The organism is Escherichia coli DSM 30083 = JCM 1649 = ATCC 11775, assembly GCF_003697165.2.
GTDB lineage: Bacteria > Pseudomonadota > Gammaproteobacteria > Enterobacterales > Enterobacteriaceae > Escherichia > Escherichia coli.
The window spans coordinates 109,670-131,333 of the sequence record NZ_CP033091.2; the positions used below are offsets into that span (position 1 = coordinate 109,670).

The 21,664-nt window shown below is 49.2% G+C and carries 14 protein-coding genes and 7 pseudogenes; 5 read left to right on the plus strand and 16 right to left on the minus strand.

What is annotated here, in order from left to right:
* Positions 1 to 549 precede the first annotated feature (549 nt).
* Positions 550 to 975, minus strand: coding sequence for a hypothetical protein (locus EAS44_RS00680; RefSeq protein WP_012300440.1), 426 nt, complete (start codon positions 973 to 975; stop codon positions 550 to 552).
* Positions 976 to 1,116: 141 nt separating this feature from the next.
* Between EAS44_RS00680 and EAS44_RS00685 the strand changes: the two genes are divergently transcribed.
* Positions 1,117 to 1,596: a hypothetical protein gene (locus EAS44_RS00685; RefSeq protein WP_000190053.1), complete on the plus strand. Its 480-nt coding sequence runs from the start codon at positions 1,117 to 1,119 to the stop codon at positions 1,594 to 1,596.
* Positions 1,597 to 2,035: 439 nt separating this feature from the next.
* Positions 2,036 to 2,692 (plus strand): annotated as a pseudogene (locus EAS44_RS00695) (malate dehydrogenase); the annotation flags it as partial.
* A 16-nt stretch (positions 2,693 to 2,708) separates the two neighbouring features.
* Here the strand turns inward: EAS44_RS00695 and EAS44_RS00700 are convergent.
* From EAS44_RS00700 to iucA, 6 genes and pseudogenes are all read right to left on the minus strand, one after another.
* Positions 2,709 to 3,406 (minus strand): IS1-like element IS1A family transposase gene (locus tag EAS44_RS00700; RefSeq protein ID WP_094096600.1). Its coding sequence is split into 2 segments (ribosomal slippage): positions 2,709 to 3,157 and positions 3,157 to 3,406, totalling 699 coding nucleotides; the frame shifts between segments, so codons are not numbered across the junction.
* 524 nt (positions 3,407 to 3,930) lie between these two features.
* Positions 3,931 to 6,132 carry a ferric aerobactin receptor IutA gene (iutA, locus tag EAS44_RS00705; protein WP_000973517.1) on the minus strand — a complete coding sequence of 734 codons (2,202 nt, stop codon included), beginning with the start codon at positions 6,130 to 6,132 and terminating at the stop codon, positions 3,931 to 3,933.
* Between the two features lie 25 nt (positions 6,133 to 6,157).
* A pseudogene (gene iucD, locus EAS44_RS00710) lies at positions 6,158 to 7,491 on the minus strand (NADPH-dependent L-lysine N(6)-monooxygenase IucD).
* Positions 7,488 to 9,230, minus strand: coding sequence for an NIS family aerobactin synthetase IucC (gene iucC / locus EAS44_RS00715; protein WP_001015721.1), 1,743 nt, complete (start codon positions 9,228 to 9,230; stop codon positions 7,488 to 7,490). The pseudogene iucD and the gene iucC overlap by 4 nt, the downstream one beginning before the upstream one ends.
* Positions 9,230 to 10,177: a N(6)-hydroxylysine O-acetyltransferase IucB gene (gene iucB, locus EAS44_RS00720; protein ID WP_000011907.1), complete on the minus strand. Its 948-nt coding sequence runs from the start codon at positions 10,175 to 10,177 to the stop codon at positions 9,230 to 9,232. The genes iucC and iucB overlap by 1 nt, the downstream gene beginning before the upstream one ends.
* Positions 10,178 to 11,902: an aerobactin synthase IucA gene (gene iucA / locus EAS44_RS00725; RefSeq protein WP_000602863.1), complete on the minus strand. Its 1,725-nt coding sequence runs from the start codon at positions 11,900 to 11,902 to the stop codon at positions 10,178 to 10,180.
* 135 nt (positions 11,903 to 12,037) lie between these two features.
* On the opposite strand from iucA, the gene EAS44_RS00730 reads away from it, so the two are divergent.
* Positions 12,038 to 13,231: an MFS transporter gene (locus EAS44_RS00730; protein WP_000095526.1), complete on the plus strand. Its 1,194-nt coding sequence runs from the start codon at positions 12,038 to 12,040 to the stop codon at positions 13,229 to 13,231.
* 379 nt (positions 13,232 to 13,610) lie between these two features.
* On the opposite strand, the gene crcB is transcribed toward EAS44_RS00730, so the two are convergent.
* Both crcB and EAS44_RS00745 read right to left on the minus strand, forming a co-directional pair.
* Complete coding sequence (crcB, locus tag EAS44_RS00735) at positions 13,611 to 13,991, minus strand: fluoride efflux transporter CrcB (RefSeq protein ID WP_001318207.1); 381 nt, start codon at positions 13,989 to 13,991, stop codon at positions 13,611 to 13,613.
* A 340-nt stretch (positions 13,992 to 14,331) separates the two neighbouring features.
* Positions 14,332 to 14,745, minus strand: a pseudogene (locus EAS44_RS00745) (phosphopyruvate hydratase); the annotation flags it as partial.
* A 6-nt stretch (positions 14,746 to 14,751) separates the two neighbouring features.
* Between EAS44_RS00745 and EAS44_RS00750 the strand changes: the two are divergent.
* Positions 14,752 to 15,000: pseudogene (locus tag EAS44_RS00750) on the plus strand (Tn3 family transposase); the annotation flags it as partial.
* Between the two features lie 233 nt (positions 15,001 to 15,233).
* On the opposite strand, the gene sitD reads toward EAS44_RS00750, so the two are convergent.
* From sitD to sitA, 4 genes are read right to left on the minus strand one after another with little or no spacing between them, the layout of a single operon-like run.
* Entirely contained in the window at positions 15,234 to 16,091 is an 858-nt protein-coding gene (gene sitD / locus EAS44_RS00755; protein ID WP_000968139.1) for an iron/manganese ABC transporter permease subunit SitD, read from the minus strand.
* A complete protein-coding gene (gene sitC / locus EAS44_RS00760; RefSeq protein ID WP_000992805.1) occupies positions 16,088 to 16,945 on the minus strand; it encodes an iron/manganese ABC transporter permease subunit SitC in 858 nt (285 codons plus the stop codon). The genes sitD and sitC overlap by 4 nt, the downstream gene beginning before the upstream one ends.
* Positions 16,942 to 17,769 (minus strand): iron/manganese ABC transporter ATP-binding protein SitB, encoded by an 828-nt coding sequence (gene sitB / locus EAS44_RS00765; protein ID WP_000983710.1) that lies wholly within the window; start codon positions 17,767 to 17,769, stop codon positions 16,942 to 16,944. Before sitB ends, sitC begins: the two co-directional genes overlap by 4 nt.
* Entirely contained in the window at positions 17,769 to 18,683 is a 915-nt protein-coding gene (sitA, locus tag EAS44_RS00770; protein ID WP_000949004.1) for an iron/manganese ABC transporter substrate-binding protein SitA, read from the minus strand. Before sitA ends, sitB begins: the two co-directional genes overlap by 1 nt.
* A 355-nt stretch (positions 18,684 to 19,038) precedes the next feature.
* On the opposite strand from sitA, the gene EAS44_RS00780 reads away from it, so the two are divergent.
* Positions 19,039 to 19,736 (plus strand): IS1-like element IS1A family transposase gene (locus tag EAS44_RS00780; protein ID WP_094096600.1). Its coding sequence is split into 2 segments (ribosomal slippage): positions 19,039 to 19,288 and positions 19,288 to 19,736, totalling 699 coding nucleotides; the frame shifts between segments, so codons are not numbered across the junction.
* Between the two features lie 179 nt (positions 19,737 to 19,915).
* Here the strand turns inward: EAS44_RS00780 and EAS44_RS00785 are convergent.
* From EAS44_RS00785 to EAS44_RS00795, 3 pseudogenes are all read right to left on the minus strand, one after another.
* Positions 19,916 to 20,429 (minus strand): annotated as a pseudogene (locus EAS44_RS00785) (DUF4113 domain-containing protein); the annotation flags it as partial.
* 60 nt (positions 20,430 to 20,489) lie between these two features.
* Positions 20,490 to 20,597 (minus strand): annotated as a pseudogene (locus tag EAS44_RS25190) (AAA family ATPase); the annotation flags it as partial.
* Positions 20,590 to 20,919: pseudogene (locus EAS44_RS00795) on the minus strand (IS21 family transposase); the annotation flags it as partial. The pseudogenes EAS44_RS25190 and EAS44_RS00795, both read right to left, overlap by 8 nt.
* Between the last annotated feature and the right edge of the window lie 745 nt (positions 20,920 to 21,664).

The window sequence follows — 21,664 nt, forward strand, 5'->3', positions numbered from 1 at the left end:
GATAATACAAAAGAAATTTAATATATTGTTAATAGATATCACTAACCAGAATCTACTATCAAGAACACATTATTTGAAAAAGATCACAAATTTAATTCCCCTCATGTCCACTTTGATAAAAATATAAAACTTTGTGTCAAAGACTTGTTACGAGATAGAGTCAGACAATACAATGACAATGGACATTAGTTTTCGATGAAAGGCAGCTCGCAATCGCCTCATTCAATATGAGACCCGAACTTACTCCCACACTACAGTACCACAAAAAAAGCCCCCCCCTGGATGGGAGTGTAGTTATCGTCTCTTCGTCCACTTTATTCATCATCGGTGAGTTGCTCTATCTTCCCCCCTTAAAGGCGTTAAAGGCGTTAAAGGCGAGGAAGATATCAAACGCTGTAAATAAAATGTAAGCGTTAGGTGTAGAGCAATTTTCTCCGGTCATAGCCACCAACAGAACCGGAAAGCCAAAAAGCCCAACCTCACCAGTTGGACTTTTTTACCTGAATGTCCAGGTGGCGCGTGGATTATGTAATCTGATCGGCGTGAAGATTAAAGAGAATAGGTGGTTGGGATTTTGAGCATACGTCCAATCTCGGCTATGTGCTCATATGTACTTTCCTTGCTTTTACCTTCATGTATTGATGCTATCAAATTCAATTTTTGCGCCGAACTAATAATTTCAGGCGTTGATGGAACAAAGCGGAATCCGATATGGAATTTTTTGATATAGAAAGGCAAAGCTGAATGCTTCGACATTAACTGAGCTGCGGCATCTTTCAACTCATGGATGATCTCAGACATTTCAACAGCACAAGGATTAGCTAATTTAGCTTGGTTAGCTAATAGCAGATTTGATATTTTTCCCAATTGTTTCTTGAATTCTATATAAGGTTCAATCGCGCTCTTTACAATGAGCTGACCACCAACAAAAACAAGAACACCAGTTATAACGGTTACAGCAGCGGACGAACTCATAACTTCACCTGGAAATTTAACCATAGAAGCTATCCTATCCTGAGTGTAACAGTCTGTCTACTGGACAGAAAATGCTGTACGTCCAGTCTGTGCTGGAATTATACTGGCAACCATGATCATCACAGGAAGAACGAGTAACAGATGGCGACTGAGTGGGTGGATGTGGCTGATAATGCCGTAAAAATAGGTTTGGGGTCGTTGCTGACTATTTTAGGGGGGTGGCTGACTCTTAAGCTAACACAAAAGCACGAATTAAAAAAAGAAGCGGCAGTACAGGGATTAAAAGATAAAGAAATAAAAACCAAACGATATGTGGAATTTCTGGCCTTGTCTCAATCTCTCATGCAAAAATATTTATATGAGCAGTGTGAAGCAAATAACGATGATTATCTTGCCTATCTTCGCATACATAATGAGATAACGATCACGTCAGGTTTAGCCATAAGGAAAGCAGCATTTAAACTCCAGTTTGATGTTTCTACTTTCATTTTCTACAACAAAATACACGACACAGAACTCATTAATGCACTGAGGGATAAGGCTAGAAATTCTGTTTCCATGTTTCAGGCCATTGTGAATGAGGAAATCTGCAACGGAAAGTTTGGCACAGCAAGCCAGTAGCGCTGGGCAGAATTCCCTGGCTGTCCAGGTGAGCCAGGGAATTAAACGAAGGTGTAAAAAAAGTCGCTGGCGCGGCTAGTTTGATGTTCTTTGGAGGTAACGTTTACCTAACCCATAAACAGCAACCCACAGCAGGCATGGGATCAGGATTACCGATTCGTACCTGAGGTAATCGCTTAAGGTAAGGCTGGATTCAAACCATGAGAGCAAAATAACCGCCCATACAGCACTTACCAGAATGGCACCGTAAAACATGTTCTTGACGTTCATAAGACACCACCGCTGTTGAAATGGCTGGTTAAATTATACCAGGCTAGCTCCAGCACAGCCAGCAGAACTGGACGAAATTACCTGAATGTCCAATGTGAACGGAAGAAAGCCAGATATGGTAGAATATTAAAATTCACAGGTATTATTAGCATATAATTTGGATTGCGCTATGACGAAGAAGACCTTAGCTGAAAGATTTGAAGTGCTTGAACAAGAGTACAATTCTGTCATGTCGACAAAATATATGGGAACAAGTGCATTTAGTCACAGAAGCCAGGAATATATTGATTCGGCTAAAGGTAATAACTGGATTGCAAGAGCAAAAAAGTTACTTGAAGACAGTTATGGAAAGGAATCTGATTACTACAAAGATTTTAATGATACACAAAGGATTGCTTGGTCTAGTAATTATCAGGGATTGGTTAGACATTACAAACCTATTTTTGATGCAGCCAGAGACGATTTAACTTACTCCGGCACGGCATCGACTATAGCAACAAAACATGCCGAACTGGATTTGATTATAAATATACTCAATAAATTTCCAGCTTTTTGTCGTCAATTAAAGCAACGATACAATGACAGAACGCCGCTTGAAATTAATGACGAGTATGATGTACAGGATCTTGTTCATGCTCTTCTGCTGCTGCATTTTAATGATGTCAGACCTGAAGAAAATTCACCTAGCTTCGCAGGTTCATCATCCAGACAGGATTTTCTTCTGAAGAAAGAGAAGATTGTCATTGAAGTGAAGAAAACTCGCCGCTCTCTAGGGGCAAATAAAATTGGAGAGGAACTGCTCATTGATATGGCCCGTTACCGTGCACGGTAATGACTCCAACTTATTGATAGTGTTTTATGTTCAGATAATGCCCGATGACTTTGTCATGCAGCTCCACCGATTTTGAGAACGACAGCGACTTCCGTCCCAGCCGTGCCAGGTGCTGCCTCAGATTCAGGTTATGCCGCTCAATTCGCTGCGTATATCGCTTGCTGATTACGTGCAGCTTTCCCTTCAGGCGGGATTCATACAGCGGCCAGCCATCCGTCATCCATATCACCACGTCAAAGGGTGACAGCAGGCTCATAAGACGCCCCAGCGTCGCCATAGTGCGTTCACCGAATACGTGCGCAACAACCGTCTTCCGGAGACTGTCATACGCGTAAAACAGCCAGCGCTGGCGCGATTTAGCCCCGACATAGCCCCACTGTTCGTCCATTTCAGCGCAGACAATCACATCACTGCCCGGCTGTATGCGCGAGGTTACCGACTGCGGCCTGAGTTTTTTAAGTGACGTAAAATCGTGTTGAGGCCAACGCCCATAATGCGGGCAGTTGCCCGGCATCCAACGCCATTCATGGCCATATCAATGATTTTCTGGTGCGTACCGGGTTGAGAAGCGGTGTAAGTGAACTGCAGTTGCCATGTTTTACGGCAGTGAGAGCAGAGATAGCGCTGATGTCCGGCGGTGCTTTTGCCGTTACGCACCACCCCGTCAGTAGCTGAACAGGAGGGACAGCTGATAGAAACAGAAGCCACTGGAGCACCTCAAAAACACCATCATACACTAAATCAGTAAGTTGGCAGCATCACCTTCATGGTATTGGTAATATGACAATATTTTAGAGAGTATATTTTATTCATTATAAAATGCCCCGTAATATTTATCTCACAATGATTATGATTAGTGGATACGCCCCTACATTTCCAGACAGCTGTTATCACTTAATCTATTACTGGCCCGCAGCCGTAGATATTCTAGCCACGGTGGTAACGAGTATCCGGAAGAGATTCCACTTACACTCTTTCAATCCTATTGCAAAAGCTGATTTACTCAACAGGATTAAAAGAGGGAGTTTGATACAATTTATTTCACTTTTTGTTAGAATACTAATTCTTTTCTTGTATTTTTTGAGGAAATGAGCACGGAACACGACATAATCTGTAGTCAGTAAAGAGTCTATCCTCCCTGACTACAGATTATGTCGTGTATTATATGATATCAACTTGGCTGTCAGCGGCCATGTTGATATCAGCGTACCTTTGTTGTAAAGGAATACCGGTCAGAACAGCACAGAGTAGTTCAGACCAAAGGTTCGGCCCCTGCCTTTGTAGTCGTACAGTGACGCTGGGCCGTAACCCGGGCTGTAGTACAGTGGTGCACGCTGCCCCCAGACAGTGGTGTAGTCACGGTCGAAGAGGTTTTCAATGCTGAAGCTGAGTGTACCCACCGGAAGCTGATAACTGCCGAGCAGATCCGCGGTGGTATAGCCATCGACCTTGTAGCCCTGCGCGTCGCTCACGTCAAAGGAGGTGGTGCTCTGCACGCGCAGACTCCACGGGTCCGGTGCCCAGCCAATGTAGGCTGTCGCTTTTGATGGGCTTGCTGTCTTCACATCGTATTTCTGCCAGGTACCGTTCACTTTCGACTCAGTTTTCAGCACGTTGAAGTTCACTCCGGTACTCCAGTCAGTATCAGGAATCAGGTAGTCCACCGCACCTTCCACGCCGTAAATACGGCGTTTGTCGTCCACCACGCTGATGGTCAGATCTTTATTCGCCACCACGCTCTTATCAGAAATCGAATAGTAGGCCGCGATTTGGGTACGCAGATTATTGCCAGTAAAGCGCCAGCCCAGCTCATAAGAATCGACTTTCACGCCTTCCAGCTTGCTGTCGCTGACGTTCACACTCTTTGTTAGAGGAAGATGGCCGTTCACTGCAGCACCATAGATGCCGCGACCATAGTATTTACCCGGGTCCGGCAGCTCCACGCCCTGGGAGAAGTTGAGCCATGCCTGCTGGCGTTCGGTGATGTGCATCAGCAGACCGGCGTTGAACAGGAAGTTGTCGTAATCGACTGAGCCGCCAGGAATGGCGTCGGCGGATGTAGCCTTCCCGGCGGCAATCTGCCGTTGCTGCGCGTAGCCGATGAAATCATCAATCTTGTTTTCAGTGTACTGATAGCGTACGCCACCGTTGAGGGTAAAGAGATTATTGATGTCATAGCCTGATTGCAGGAAGGCCGCCAGGTTGGTGATGTCATACGACGGATAGCGCCCGGTGGTGTAAATCTTCTTGTTGTTCAGCCCTCCGGAAGCGCTTGCCTGAGCCAGGTCGAAGAACATCTGGTTGGAGGTAAAGCGCTCATGATCAGCATCCAGCCCCCAGGTGATTTGCCAGCCGTCCATCGGTTTGCTGTTCAGAGTCAGTTTCATGCCGTACTGGTCGGTGTCCTGCTGTGACGAAGAGAAAGCCGTCACCTGTTTGTTCGCATTTACCGTCGGGAACGGGTAGAATCGCAACGACTCATCGCGGTAGTAAACCTGACCGACCAGCTCCTGTCCCAGAAAAGCGCTGTCAGAGTACTGCAGGCTGATCAAATGCCGCTCAGTGCCGGGAATACGGTCGGAATTCAGCCCGTTACTGACGAATGGCGTGCTGGTCCCTCTGATGGCAGAGAAGCCTTTCCCGAGATTAAGCCCGTAATCGTCGTCGCCCTGGCTTTTATAGTACTGTGTGATCAACTGAAGCTGCCGGGATTCATCGATGTTCAGCGTACCAGTTCCCATGATGTCCAGCCGATCGGAGTACTGCAGGCCGGTCTGGGTGTTATCAAGCAAGGTGGCATCGCCGTTACCGTCAAACCAGCCGCCAAATTTCTGATATGCCACGGAAAGACGTCCGGAGATATGCTCATTTCCGCCGGAGACAGCTCCGGCAATGCGTTCATCGTGATCTTTACTGCTGCTAAAGCCACTTTTGGTGCCAGCCTCAAACTCCATCATGGTTTCCGGCTGGCCTTTTTTGGTCACGATGTTGATCAGGCCACCGGTACTGCCGCCGCCGTACAGGGACGTCGCACCGGAGATCACTTCAATATGGTCGATATTAAAAGGATCTATAGAGTCCAGTTGTCGGCTGTCGGTACGTGAAGAGTTGAGACGCACGCCGTCAACCAGCACGACCAGCGGGCGGCCACGCACATTCATACCGTAGTTGGTGCGGCTCCGGCTGCTGACGTCAAGGCCAGGGATCAGCTGAGCCAGTGCGTCTTTAAGCTCTTTGCCGCCCTGAATCTGCTGTTCCAGTTCGGCGTTTTCGATAACCCAGGTGGTTTGCGCCATCTCCGCTACGGTGCGATTGCTGCGGTTGGCAGACACCACGAACGTTTCATCATCGGTTTGTTGAGCGACTGCTGGCGCCATCATGGTAAGAAGCAGTGGGTTGAGAGCCCAAAGCGTATACTTTTTGCTTATCATCATTATTCCTCCATACGGGCGGAAAAAATCAGCCCAAAGATGCTGTGTAGCGAGTTAAAGAAGCAGCCTCCGGCTGCGTTTTCCCTAGGTGCCGCTGCGCCACTGAATCAGGGCGGGCGGCATACTGAGATCGAATAAATCACGTCCCATTACGCGATTAAGAATACGTGCAGATCTCCATGCCATCAGGCTGAGCTGGGGTTCGGCGATGCCATGGGTTTGCATACTGGCGTTGACCACGAAGATGTTGTTCTCTTTCGGGCCACTCCATTCCAGAGTGAAGTCATCACGCACTTTAAAGGTGTTCTTATCGTGCATGGTGATCAGGGGCATCAGTGAGGGAAGTATTTGTGGCAACGCAGAACGGTAACCTGTGGCGAAAATCACCACATCACTTTCCAGGCTCTCCCTGCCCTGATCCAGATGATGCTCCATCAGCAACTTCCAGCCAGGACCACTACTTTCCAGAGTTGTTACCGAGCGGCTGGGTAGCAGACGGATATTTCTTGGTTTTCTCAGAACTTCAAAACGGTGGTACAACTCACGATAAATGGTCAGTAAAGAATCGGCAGTGATGCCATCCGATGTCATTTTCTGCTCATCCAGTAACTGATGGCGAATATCTTCCTCCAGTCCGGAGAAGCCTGAAATATATTCAGGTGTAAAATACTCATCAGCAAAAGCAGCCTCATCCAGTGCGTTAAAATTATTACGCCGGGAGACCCAGTTTATTTCCGCCGCTTCTCCCCATTCCCCGCGTAATGCATTAAGGAACAGGTCTGCACCACTCTGTCCTCCACCAACCACGGTTATCCGTTTTCCACTAAGGTCCGGCCGACGAAGATTCATTTCACTGGCATGGAAACAGGATTGTGTCATATGCTTCACACAGGGTGGTAAATAAGGTTGTTTTCCTGTACCAAGGCAGATATTGCGGGCAAAATATTCTCCCTGGCTGGTTTGCACCAGAAACAATCGACGTTTTTTATCGAAATCAATGTTTTCAACGGTATGACTGAAATACAGGTTATTCATATCTTCAGCAGCCCAGCGGAGGTAGTCAGAAAACTCTTCACGGGATACTGTACGTAGTCTGCTTGTAAGGAAGCGATAGAACTTTTTGTGCTTCACCAGATAGTTAACAAAACTGTAGGGATTTGTAGGTGCAACAGCACTGACCAGATCTTTCAGAAAGACGGTCTGCATATGACAATCCGGTACCAGCATACCCGGATGCCAGGAAAAATGAGGATGTTCATCAAAGAAGAGACAGTCCAGTTCTTCGATCTGATGTGACAACGCAGCAATGCTGAGATTAAATGGCCCTGTCCCTACACCAATAAAATCGACACTTTTTTTCATGATTCATATTCCTGAGTTACCAGCCACAGCGGATTTTGCAGATCCTCAAGGTAATTCGGCAGCATGCGGCTGCCGCCATCCAGATCAGGCCAGGTCAGTTTTACCGGGTTCAGCACCACGCGAATGATTTGTGGCCTGAAAAGTGAGAAAAGCGCAAAACGCTCTGACATTTGTGGATGTTTTTTCATGTAATCACTCAACACTGCTGCCAGCAGTTGATAAAATCGCCTTTCAGGTACGCCAAGACGAACCATCAGTGGCGAAATAAAACGCAGTACTGTCACGAAGTGACCCGTCTGCAAATCATGGATTAAGTAGTCCGCACTCAGGCGGGATGTAACATCACGAACCTCCTGAGGCAAAGAGTCCATTTCGGGGAACTCTTCTTTCACCAGTCGCATATCGCCCTGGAAGTCTTTCAGCAGAACACGCTGTGGAACCCCCTCTTTCATGGCGAGAGTTATATTTTGTCCATGTGCAATAAGCGCGACACCGTAGCGGCAAAGCAGGTGATACAGAGGAACCACGACCACCCGGAACAGTTGCGTAAGCCAGGTTTCAGCGTCCAGCCCGGAGCGGTCTATATATGCGCCTGCCAGCGGCTGATTGTTTTCGTCGCACTCCATCAGTGTTGCCATCAGAACCGGACTTTCATCCGGTTTCAGCCAGCGGCACGGATTCTCCCGCCAGATAACACCAAGCATTTCCTGGTAGCGATAGGGAGCCCGGGCAAGCGCGGCATAGCCTTCATGGGAGACATAGCCTGCAGCCGGTTCACCAAGTATCACTGCGCCGCTTTGCACTAGGGTGGCGTCGGTCGCAAAAACCTGTTGTAGCCAGCGTGAAGCCAGTGGTCCGGCAGCGATGTATCTGCCAGGGATCCCCCGGTAGCATGAGGTGTTGTAGATGGTCAGCGGCAGCTTGATATCCAGCCCGCCCCGGCGACTGGCGTTGGTCAGGGTACGCAGCGACTGCTGGGCGAGCCACTGGTCGCCAAACTCGCCGAGAGACACCATCCTGCCTTCGGCAAAATCAGCGATGAAGTCGGTAGCGATTTTTTGCTGCCACTGCCACGGATGTACCGGCAGCGGCAGCCAGTTATGATCCAGTCCGTTTTCCTGCCAGACCTGACTGAAGCGGGCAAACTCCTGCGGATCCATTGCGGCCGTCAACAACTGATGAATATCCATCTCGTTATCACAGCGCCAGATCATATGTTCACGTTTTACCGCCAGCCAGTGCAGTCTGAAGGTGTTGGCATACTCTGGCGCATATCGTTCCAGCGCCTCTTTACCCCAGCCACGGCGACCTTTATTAAAAACGAATTTAGGATGACCGCTCAGCAGGCATTGCAGGCGGTCGGCATTAAGATTAATCAGGTCACTGGCGCTCAGCCCGCGACGGGCTTTCAGTAGTTGCAGGTCGCCCAGCAGCGTGGCATACAAATCCTGCATATGCTCAGCAACGGTTGCATCGCTCATTGACAGTACCTGCTTTAGCTGCATCAGCAGCGTCTGAGCCAGTACTGGCTCGTCCGCGCAGCGCAGAGTTTGAGCATCAATCCAGAGCCAGCCCCAGATACCACGTTCAGCGATGAAGCGCCATTGTGCTCCCGGCAGGTTAATGCAGTAGCGGTCATCGCCCTGAGATTCCGCGTGGAAAACCTGCTCATACTCCAGCTCAGACAACATTTTTGCCACCAGGCGGCGGTTGACCAAATCCCAGTCTTTGTGATTCATTACAGACCGACCTCCGTGAAGAAGTGATGACGATCCGCCATCACCATGCGCGAGCGTTTATGTGGGAAGTCGAACTCTTTAATTGTCCGGTATCCCGCAGGCTCAAGATGGCGGAACAGGCGCTGGTTATCGATGCGTGGCTCCAGTACTGTGCGCTGCGTACGTGGCTCATTCAGCAGCAGGTAATGTGTCACCCCGCGCAGCCAGCTTTGCACATAGTGGGCTCCGCGCCATTGCTGTTCACCAACCAGCAGATGCAGGCCACGGTCAAAGGGCTGCCACGAATAGTGGCGACCAATGCGGTCTTCCGCCGCCCAGTAGATTTCGAAATAACTGAACGGCCGATCGTCGAAACAACCAATCAGCGGGAATGCATGTTTACTGGTGAGCTGGCGTTCCAGATAGGCGATCTGTACCTCCAGTGAGCCACTTTGCTCCCAGAAATACTCAACGCGCGGATCGTTCATCCAGCGAGTGAAACGTTCTGCATCAGAAACGGGATCGGCAATGCGGAAACTCAGCATCCTGCGAATGCGTGGATCGTAACGACGATAAACTTCACCCTGCGGACGGGGGGGGCGCTGCGGGAAATAAATCTCACGCTCTGCATCAAAAACCATTTCACCGGAGGCCCGGTTTGCCGGAGAACTCAGCCATAACGGTAACTGCCAGAAAGCGGAACGATGGATAATGTCGCTTTGTACCTGTCCGAAAAGCGTCAGCGCCTGTGGCTCCTCACACCATTCGGACCAGGGAAGAACCACTGCTGAAAGTTGTGGTGCGGCGATAAATATCTGATCCAGCGCGTCGCACAGCCACCCTGTTGGCAGCTCCCCGGGCCAGTGCAACACCGCGCTATTGTCCAGCCCCCAGCCAAGATTCAGAGGCTTGTCGAGTTTTTCACAGCGCAGTCCATATCCGCTGTGAACAATGTTTGCCCCAGACATTCAGACCTCCTGAGCCTGCAGCGGGTTAGCGAAATCAAAATAGATCACCGAAGGGTCAACGATGGTGTTCTCGTTATGATCGTTCAGATAACAGAAAAAGTTACCTTTTACGTTCCAGTACGGACTTTCCAGAACATAGTTGAGACAGGTTTTATGAGTCACCTGGTCACGCACTTCAGCCAGCAATGTTCGTACACGAGCCATCAGATTCGCTTCGCTGTCCAGCCCGGCAGCACCCAGCGCAGCAGTTACGGCAAAAGTGGAGTTAACCAGCAGGTAATAAGGGAAATAGCGCAGCAACTGCTCACGGGTGAAAATATTTTCCGCCTGCGCCTCGTCAATGGTATCGAGCCACTCTGTCGCGTGAGGCATAAACGCGCTGCCCTGGCAGTCACGGTAAATAAATCCGACCGGCAGATCCCCAAGCATCTGCACAAGAATATTTTGCTGATGCGCCAGCAGCACCAGGCCGTAATCCGCTTCAGCCGTAAACAGAGGCTTCAGCACCTGCTGACAGTAAGCATCGACCCATGCGTGGGCGGCCTGTTGCACAGTGATACCGAGGCGATCGCTCAGGCGTTTTACCGCCGAAACCAGCAGCGAATCACCGCCATCCGGTGCGGCCTGAGTCAGGGAAACCAGAACGTTGGTCTGGCTTTGCGGCTGCTCCAGCAGCAGGTTTTCACGCAGGGAAAACAAACTTTCCTGCATGATGTTGCCGTTAAGATCGCGCAGCCCGGCCCAGCCGTCCTCCTGCATTACCCGGAAAGTAGGGAAGCGGGCCTGTAGCATCTGCCAGCCGTCGGTTTGCGCCAGACGTGCCAGGCGCATTCCTCGCTCCACCTCTTTCACAGACAGAGTACGGACGGAGTTGGTCAGCCGAACGCTCAGGGAGAACTTGATCATATCGCGGCTGGTAGCACAGTAGAGGGAGCGGGAAGAGGTGGTCGGCAGCCACGACGTGCCGGCCTCGCCTAAGTCTCTGATAAGTCCTTTAGCAAAAAGTGCCTGGCACCACACTTGCTGCAAAAGATATTCTCCCTGCCACGGGTGCAGCGGGAACAGCCATTGATTGTCACTTAATTCGTTGAGTAACTGGGGCGCATTTTCTGCGGCAAATCGCGTCAACCGCTGTTGAAGGTTAAGATGCAGACTTTCACCAGCGATTTGCGTTTTATCCACCGAAAACCACCGCAGCGGGAAGTGAGGTGCCATGTCAGGCAGGTATCGTTCAGCTTCCTGGCGGTTAAACGGTTCATGAGACTTAGGTGCAGGGTGGAAAGCGTGTCCTGTCAGCAGTGCCTGCTCAGCCTCGCCAAAATTCAACGCTTTTTCACGCAGGATGGCCCAGTCATGGCGGGCATCAATTGTCTGTTGCGTATGGGCGTAGCTTTCCAGCACGCGTTGGTGGAAAGTTTCGCAGAGGGGAACTGGCAGAAAAAGTTGATGCCGGAGCTTATCAATAATAAGCCGGGAGAGAGTGGTAAAGTCGACAGGATAACTGCCTGATGCCGTGACCAGATGAGCAGGAAATGCAAAGCGGTGATGCTGGGTTGGGGAGAAATAAGCCACTCTGAAATGGAGCGACTTCTGTTCGTCCAGCGGGATAATCAATTCGTCTGGCGGGTATTCCGCCAGTTGCCAGTCTTTGGTTTCACGAATCAAGGCATTCAGGAAGCACTGCGCAGCCACATCTGTGGCGGATTTTTCAGAGGGCAGGATCATAATCAAACAGCTCCTACACAGTAAAATAATAACAATTATGTCAATAATGATTCTCATTATCAATGAGAAATGTTATTGTCAGAAAAATTAATTTTACAAATAAACACAATTAATACATGGTGTTGAAACATTACAATGTCATCTAAGATCGAAGATACGCCCCAAAAAACCCTGTCCTGCTGGCCACTGGCGTTCAGTGCCGGTCTTCTCGGTATCGGACAGAACGGTCTGCTGGTTGTACTCCCTGTTCTGGTCATACAGACAAATCTGAGTCTGTCTGTATGGGCTGCCCTGCTGATGCTGGGCTCAATGCTGTTTCTGCCATCTTCCCCATGGTGGGGAAAGCAAATTTCCCTTACTGGCAGTAAGACTGTGGTGCTGTGGGCTCTGGGAGGATATGGCGTAAGCTTTACCCTGCTTGGGCTGGGAAGCGTGCTGATGGCTACCGGTGCCGTAACAACAGCGGTGGGGTTGGGAATATTAATCATCGCCCGGATCGTCTACGGTCTGACCGTGTCAGCAATGGTGCCAGCCTGTCAGGTCTGGGCATTGCAGAGAGCGGGAGAAGGGAATCGCATGGCCGCTCTGGCAACCATCAGCTCCGGCCTGAGCTGCGGCAGGCTATTCGGGCCGCTGTGCGCGGCGGCAATGTTGGTCATTCACCCTCTGGCGCCAGTGTGGATGCTGATGGCAGCTCCGGTGTGGGCTGTGGTGATGCTTCTGCGGTTGCCCGGCACACCACCACAGCCCACACCGGAGCGCAAGAGCGTCAGCCTGAAGCGGGATTGCCTGCCTTATCTGCTTTGCGCAATGTTACTGGCTGCGGCAATGAGCATGATGCAGCTTGGACTTTCGCCAGCCCTTACTCGCCAGTTCGATACTGATACCACCACTATTAGCCAACAGGTGGCGTGGTTGTTGGGGCTGTCCGCAATAGCTGCGCTTATCGCGCAGTTCGTGGTACTCCGTCCACAGCGCCTGACTCCAGTGGCTCTGCTCCTGAGTGCCGGGGTGTTGATGAGTAGTGGTCTGGCTATCATGCTCACTGAACAGCTATGGTTGTTTTACCTGGGCTGTGCAGTGCTGTCATTTGGGGCCGCTCTGGCAACACCCGCTTATCAACTTTTACTGAATGATAAGCTGGCCGACGGCGCAGGCGCGGGCTGGCTTGCGGCCAGTCACACACTTGGCTATGGGCTGTGCGCATTGTTGGTGCCACTGGCGTCGAAAACAGGTGTCTCAATCGCGCTGATTGTGACGGCATTATTTGCCGCTGTATTATTTACCATAGTGTCTGCATGTATTTGGCATTACCGTACAATCAAGTAAGGCTATGATGTTGTACTCACAGCCGGCATAACGTCCTGTGCAATTTCGCTGTCGAAACCGCCTGTGCTGACCGCCCAGTGCACTCACCTGAAGCACATCGCAGCATGCCACCAGGATGCCAGATCGTCTTCTGAAATGGGTGGATACATTGGCAACGTTAACCGCAACAATTTTTCAGAGAGAATTTTGGGGGGTGAGGGCCAGTGATGTAAAAAATACGCCAAGAGGTTAATTCATTGTTTATACTGATATGTCAGGTAATGCGTTTGCAGTCATTACAGTCGTCATGGAGACTGTAATGACTGCAAACGCATACCATGGAGCGAAATTCTATCCTAAGCGTCACATTAGTTGATAAACCTGTAACGTTAATGAATTCTCATGCGAAAAGTATGGTTATGATAAAAAAGCCTAAAGCTGTCATGATGAGGGAGCCAATGACGTGAACAAGTACAGACGTCAAAGCCCATATATAATTTCCCGCCTGGAGTAATGCGAATACTTCAACAGAAAATGTAGAGAAAGTACTCAGACCTCCACAAAGTCCCGTTGTTATCATTAATTTCCAAAAAGGATCAAGGTGTGGTTGTCGTAAAAAGTACGCCAACGCAGTACCAATAATTAACCCGGCAAGGAGGTTCACCACCAGTGTACCTGGAGGTAGATTTGGAAAAAGACTGTTAAAGCGTGTGGACAGTAACCAGCGCAGAGTACATCCAACAGAACCGCCGATAATGACGGCAAAAAGTGATTTAATCATGTACCCCTCATAAAATAATTTTTTATCGTAACAATATCAGAATATGTTCTCATTTGACTGATATTGTTAATTTATATCCTTTGACTACATGCAAGATAAGGGAAGGTTCTATTTATTGACATTAATACCCTCGACAATTGCTGAGCAGAAGCCCCCACGACAAGTGACAGAATGACAACATCTACAGTGGGGAGCGTTTTATCGATGAACAAGCAACCAAGAAGTAACACGGCATAGGTGACGACAATGCCAGTAAGCATAGAAATAACAAAAACGTGAGCTTTCATCATTCCTCCAGAATAACCCCGACGTGTAAGCCTGGGGGATTGGCACAATAATGTCATTTAAAGGCAGACTTTCCGGCAAATTGCGCCGATGAACCCAGTTCATCCTCAATTCTCATAAGCTGGTTATATTTTTCAATACGCTCACCCCGGCATGGAGCTCCCGTTTTGAGATGACCTGCGCGCATTGCAACTGTCATATCGGCGATAAAGCTGTCCACTGTCTCACCACTGCGGTGTGAGATAAAGGTGCCCCAGTTGTTGTCATGGCAAAGTTGTACCGCATCAAAGGTTTCACTCAGGGAACCAATCTGGTTGAGTTTAATCAATGCTGAATTGGCAAGGTTTTCGTCAATGCCGCGCTGAATATACTTTACGTTGGTCACAAACAGATCGTCGCCAACCAATTCTATCTGCTCTCCCAATGCACCATGCAGGATTTTCCATCCAGCCCAGTCATCTTCAGCTACCGTTAAGGGCAGGAAGATCAACTAGGTGCTCTGGGGCTGGTGACCAATGCGGTTGTGCTGTGAAACACACTTTACATGCAGGAGGCGTTGTCACATCTTCGCAAATCGGGAGAAACTCCTGAGGAGTAGCATCCGGCAAGATTATCGCTGCTGATACATAGCCATATAAATATGCTGGGGCATTATACGTCTTCGTTACCGGAAGATATTCTTAAGGGTGAGTTAAGATCATTAAACTTCAATACAAACAATTAATTAAACTCTTAGCGTGGTTTTTTACATCACTGGCCCTCGCCCCCCAATTTTCTCTATGTTTTGCCACTACTTCCCTCATTTTACTGCGCTGTTTGCTACCCCTGAGAATCGACATTACTTGCTATCCAGTCCGCAGCAACTCTCTGGCAACAAAACTTATCAGAATCATAAGTCTGTGCATTATTCGTTCAAGCGCATCGCCAATAAGCGGATGTTGCTGGCCGAGTGTTCTGCTAATCGGATGATAACAAATCCCGTGGTTCGGCATTTTCCTTTGTGCGTGCGTTGATGCTGGTAACGGTAAACGTCATGATGAACATGACCGCGAATAAGACAACAATTGTCGGAGCTGGCGCGCTGTCGATAAAAAAGGACAGCCAGACACCAGTCATTGAGACCAATATCGATATGCCAGTCGCCAGCAGGAGCGCAATATGAAAGCGTTGTGTCAGGAGTACCGCAATGGCACCAGGCGCAATGAGAAGAGAAATAGAGAGAATGATACCTACCGCTTTCAGCGTCGCCACAATGGTCAGGGAGACCATGCACAGCAGCCCATAATGCAGCCATCTCGTATGCAAACCGCTTGCCTGCGCCTGTTGATAATCAAAGCTGAACAGCAAAAAATCCCGCCATTTTACGCTAATAACAAGTGTAACCAGTCCGGCAATAATCACCGTCTGGATTATATCGCCGATGGTTATCCCGAGCATGTCGCCGAAAAGAATATGATCAAGATGTACGTCTGGTTTGACTGCAATATACAAGATCAGACCTGCGGCAAACATGCCAGAAAAAACAATCCCCATCACTGTATCTTGCTTGATTCGGCTGTTGTCTTTCAGGTATCCCGTCGCCACCGCACAGAATACTCCGGCGACGAATGCCCCTGTAGCCAGAGGTAACCCCAGAATCCAGGCAAGCACGATGCCAGGAAAAACCGCATGACTCATCGCGTCACCCATCAGTGCCCAACTTTTCAGGACCAGAAAGACCGACAGCAGCGCACAGGGTATGGAAACTACCAGTGAAATCAGCAGTGCGTGACTCATAAAGGTGAACTGCAGTGGCTCCAGTAATAATGCCATCATGAGCGATCCTCCAGCGCTTTATGCGCACGCCGACGATTTGCCAAAAGCCCATGGGTGGGCGCAAAGACAAATGCTAAAAGAAACAGCAGTGTCTGCGCCACCACGATGATTCCACCTGTCGCGCCGTCCAGAAAGTAACTGGCCCACGCGCCGAGGAAACTGGTCACACTGCCAATAGTTACAGCAATCATGAGCAGGCGGGGAAAACGATCGGTTAACAACCATGCTGTTGCACCGGGAGTCACCACCAGACAGATCACCAGAAAGGCACCAACCGTTTGCAGCGCCGCAACGGTCGAAACCGACAGCAGGGTGAAGAAGAGGATTTTTAATCTGCCCGGATGCAATCCAATAGCACGGGCGTGATTCTCGTCGAAAAAGGTCACCATAAGATCTTTCCATTTGAAAAAAAGCACGATGATCGAGAGAATGCCAATGATAGTGAGTTGCAGGATATCCGCCGGATCGATTGCCAGAATATTGCCCAGGACGATGGTCTGAATGTTCACGGATGTCGGGTTCAATGACACCATAAACAGCCCCAGGCCAAAAAAGGACGAGAAGATCAGGCCGATGATGGCATCTTCTTTTAAGCGAGTGAGTTGGTTAAGAAACAGCATGCTGCCCGCTGCCAGTCCGCCGGAAAAGAAGGCTCCCAGAGAAAACGGAAGCCCCAGCATATATGCCCCCGCAACACCCGGGACAATAGAGTGCGACAGCGCATCGCCAATCAGCGACCAGCCTTTTAGCATCAGATAGCATGACAGGAAAGCGCAGAGACCGCCGACCATCGCCGAGACCCACATCGCATTGAGCATATATTCATAGCTGAAGGGTTCCAGTAGCGCGTTCATCTTTCTTCCCTCTGCACCGCTGACGGTCGATGTGCCACAAAAGGGCGTTCATCGTCAGTAATAATGCTTTCTTCCGAGCCGTTAAGTGTGACATGGCGCAGTACGCCGCTAAAAGCCAGCTCCAGGTTCTCGGCTGTAAAAGTGGTGTCTGTCGGCCCGCTTGCCAGGACGGTGCCTTTGACCATGACCGTATAATCGCAAAATGTCGTGACGGATCCGAGATTGTGCGTTGAGACAAGCATCGTTTTGCCTTCCGCGCGTAACTCCCTCAACAGGCTGATGATTTTCGCTTCGGTTTTCACATCAACGCCGGTAAAAGGTTCATCCAGCAGGATCACATCACCCTGCTGTGCAATCGCTCTCGCCAGAAAGACGCGTTTCTTTTGTCCACCGGAAAGCTCGCCGATTTGTCGATGGCGAAAATCCACCATATCGACACGTTCCAGCGCATCGGTGACAATCTGACGATCCCTCTTTTTGGCGATACGCAACATACCCATATGCCCATAGCGGCCCATCATCACCACATCTTCCACCAGTACAGGAAATGACCAGTCAACCTCTTCTGACTGAGGGACGTAGGCAACCAGGTTTTTCTGTAGCGCCTGTCGTGTGGGAATACCCAGAACAGATATCTTCCCGCTGGTCAGACGCACAAATCCCATAATCGCTTTAAACAACGTCGATTTTCCGGAACCGTTTACCCCAACCAGAGCGGCAATAGATCCGCCTGGTACTGTGAAGGATGCATCGCGCAGTGCTGTGTGCCCGTTACGCCAGGTGACAGTAACATCATTAACGACAATGCCTGCAGATTGCATCATTATTTCTCCCTTTTTCCGGCTTTAATTCCCTGTACCAGCGTACTGGTAGTAACCTTCAGAAGGTCGATATACGTAGGTACCGGGCCGTTTTCTGTGCTCAGGGAATCGACATAGAGCACACCACCGTAGTGCGCGCCGGTTTCACGCGCAACCTGACGCGCTGGTTTATCGGAAATCGTACTCTCGCTAAAGACTGCCGGGATATGATTTTTCTTAACTATATCAACAACCTTACGTACCTGCTGCGGTGTTCCTTGTTGATCGGCATTAATCGGCCACAGATAAAGCTCTTTTAGCCCCAAATCGCGTGCGAGATAAGAAAAAGCCCCTTCACTGGTGACCATCCATCGCTGATTCTCAGGGAGTTCCGCAATCTGCTTACGCAGGGGGGCAAGGGTTTGGGTAATCTTGGCTTTATAAGTATCGGCATTACGTTGGTAGGTTTGTGCATTTGCCGGATCGTATTTTATAAACGCATCACGAATATTATCGACGTAAATCAGAGCATTATCTGGCGACATCCAGGCATGGGGGTTAGGTTTGCCCTCATAGGGCCCTTCGGTGATCCCTACTGGCGTCACACCCGAAGAGACAATTACTTCTGGAACCCCATTGAGATGCTGGTAAAAGCGTTGGAACCACAATTCCAGATTCATACCATTGGCGAGAATCAGTTGTGCCCCCTGCGCACGTTTAATATCGCCAGGGGTAGGCTGATACTCATGAATTTCTGCACCAGGCTTGGTTATGGATGAGACTTCTGCAGCATCTCCAGCCACGTTTTTGGCCATATCTGCGATGATGGTAAAAGTTGTAATGACCTTGAATTTTTCAGCTGCACTCGCCTGAAATGCTATCGAGCAGGTGAGGACTAGGCACCCCAAGAGCATGGTTACTTTTTTTATTGAGAGCATGATTTAGTACCTATAGTGAGCAAAATTAGAATAAACATAGCAACTACTATGTTTTATAGCAGAAGCTATAAAATGTAAATAATTATCATTAGCGATTATAAGATCCCAACACAGGGATTAGGTTATTTCCTGCTGACGATGTGGTATTGAGGATAAAAGTTGGGCAGCGCTTTGGCTTTAAAATGAACTTGTTCAGGACGATTGGTAATGGCAAAGCAAAAATAATGTAGGTTATTGGCAAGTTCTCTAGGACGCAGGAGAGCATGAAAAACCCAGGGGCAGTCACTAAATGAAGGGATCGGTGATGCTGCCAACTTACTGATTTAGTGTATGATGGTGTTTTTGAGGTGCTCCAGTGGCTTCTGTTTCTATCAGCTGTCCCTCCTGTTCAGCTACTGACGGGGTGGTGCGTAACGGCAAAAGCACCGCCGGACATCAGCGCTATCTCTGCTCTCACTGCCGTAAAACATGGCAACTGCAGTTCACTTACACCGCTTCTCAACCCGGTACGCACCAGAAAATCATTGATATGGCCATGAATGGCGTTGGATGCCGGGCAACTGCCCGCATTATGGGCGTTGGCCTCAACACGATTTTACGTCACTTAAAAAACTCAGGCCGCAGTCGGTAACCTCGCGCATACAGCCGGGCAGTGATGTGATTGTCTGCGCTGAAATGGACGAACAGTGGGGCTATGTCGGGGCTAAATCGCGCCAGCGCTGGCTGTTTTACGCGTATGACAGTCTCCGGAAGACGGTTGTTGCGCACGTATTCGGTGAACGCACTATGGCGACGCTGGGGCGTCTTATGAGCCTGCTGTCACCCTTTGACGTGGTGATATGGATGACGGATGGCTGGCCGCTGTATGAATCCCGCCTGAAGGGAAAGCTGCACGTAATCAGCAAGCGATATACGCAGCGAATTGAGCGGCATAACCTGAATCTGAGGCAGCACCTGGCACGGCTGGGACGGAAGTCGCTGTCGTTCTCAAAATCGGTGGAGCTGCATGACAAAGTCATCGGGCATTATCTGAACATAAAACACTATCAATAAGTTGGAGTCATTACCTGCTTTTTCGGTTGAAAAGAAATTGATTGAATTACTGGAAAAACAATCTGGTCTCCATACGTCTGTGGATTGCAGTACTCCCCTTACAGAGCAGAGTCTGTCGAGAAATGACGGTGAAGACCAGACCAGAAGAAACGCTGAAAATATGTTCGGAGATGACTGAACTAACCCAGCCTGGCCAGGGGAATATCTCGCCATTTAGTTGTATAACACTGACTCAACATTTCCCGTTTCATTTGCCATTCAGGGGCGGTTCCTCGCCCCGCAAACCACACTTTCCCTTTTCCCGACTGGTTCAGTTCATCGAGTGTTTTCATTAACTTTTCACTGTTTTTACGGGGCTGGATTTCATCAAATAATCCCGGCTGCGCTATACCCGATGGTGTGAAATCAGCCAGCATGACTCCTGCCTTCATATAGCGGTACCCTTCACGCCAGACATGGTTTAAGGCTCTGCATGCGGCGGCAATAATGTCCCGGCTGTCCTGTGTGGGTAATGAAAGCTTTTCCACAGCGGCATTGCTGTAACAGGGTTCAGGGGGATGTCCGTACAAATGTCGTCACCTGCCGGCAATACTGACGCTCCCCACGTAGTTTCTCTGCGGCCCGCTCTGCATACTGAACAACAGCCTGGTGCATGGCATCTTTGTCTGTGATTCGTTCACCAAAACTGCGACTATGTCAACGCCACGATGTTTGACCGTTATTTGCCATTTTCATGCCCGCTAAATACTTTCGTTACTGATGCTGTCCGCTTTGCACCATTTCATCATCACTGATTGGCGTTGTGTTTTTGGTCAGCACTCCAGCTTTACGTTTCTCTTTTAACCGGTAACTCTCTCCTTGTTCTTTTTGACGGACGCATTTTACGTTTGGGCTGGATGTAGTAACGCAGCATGGAACGTCCGCCCGTATAACCCATTGCCTTAATCTCCGCGAAGATAACCTCGCTATTCCAGACATTCTCTGCCAGGCGCATGTCGATGTAATCCATAAACGGTTTCAGCTTAACCATTTTGTGGCGGGTCTTTCTGGCTGGCGGTTCAGGGTATTTGAGGTAGCGTCTGACCGTCCGTTCAGAGCAACCAATCTGAGCCGCAATATCGACAATGTACGCGCCCTGCTGGCGCATTTGCTTTATCATGTAAAAGTCCTCTCTGCTCAGCATGTTGATGTCCTTTCTGGTGTGAGAACCTTAAGGAAACAACATGTTGGGTGGAGCGGACAATCCAAATGGTGAATTACCGTCTTATATCACTGGCGCTGACACCTGTAGTTTGTATACACAATCCCTGGCATTGAAACACACATATGAAGTGTACTTCGGATATGACCGTACGCTCAGGAAGTACGGCAGATTCCGTCAAAAATTACCTGTAAAGACAGACATCAGAAAAAACAGTGCTCGCCGCAGACCGGTGACCGGGCGAAGCCCGCGAACCGGCGAGGAAGCGCAATGTATCTGTAGTTACAGGGAGCAGGTACGCCCTGAAGCCCTTTCATAAAACGGTTGTGTGCGCTGTCCTTCTGGAATGATTTATCCACATATCCGGAGGCCCGATCCAGTAAACAGATCCATGAATGATCAACAAAGGATCCATTAAAGATCCCCATATCGCTGCAAACCTTGTCACTCATGGGCCGGGACCACGATCACATAAGCTGTGGCATGTTACTGATAAACTGTAACATGCTAATGATAAGCTGTATTCAGTAATCCATATACTGAAGTAAGTTAATGACATAAACTATGGTCAGTATGCCAGACTCAGTTGTTAAATACAGGCTGCAGGTTTTTCTTCAGTCAGTTAGCGGAGTTCTGACACACGATTTTCTGTTTATTCTTTTACTGTCCACAGGCTGGAGGCTTTCTGGAAAACGAAAATTCAGACATCAAAAAACTGTTCGGCGAG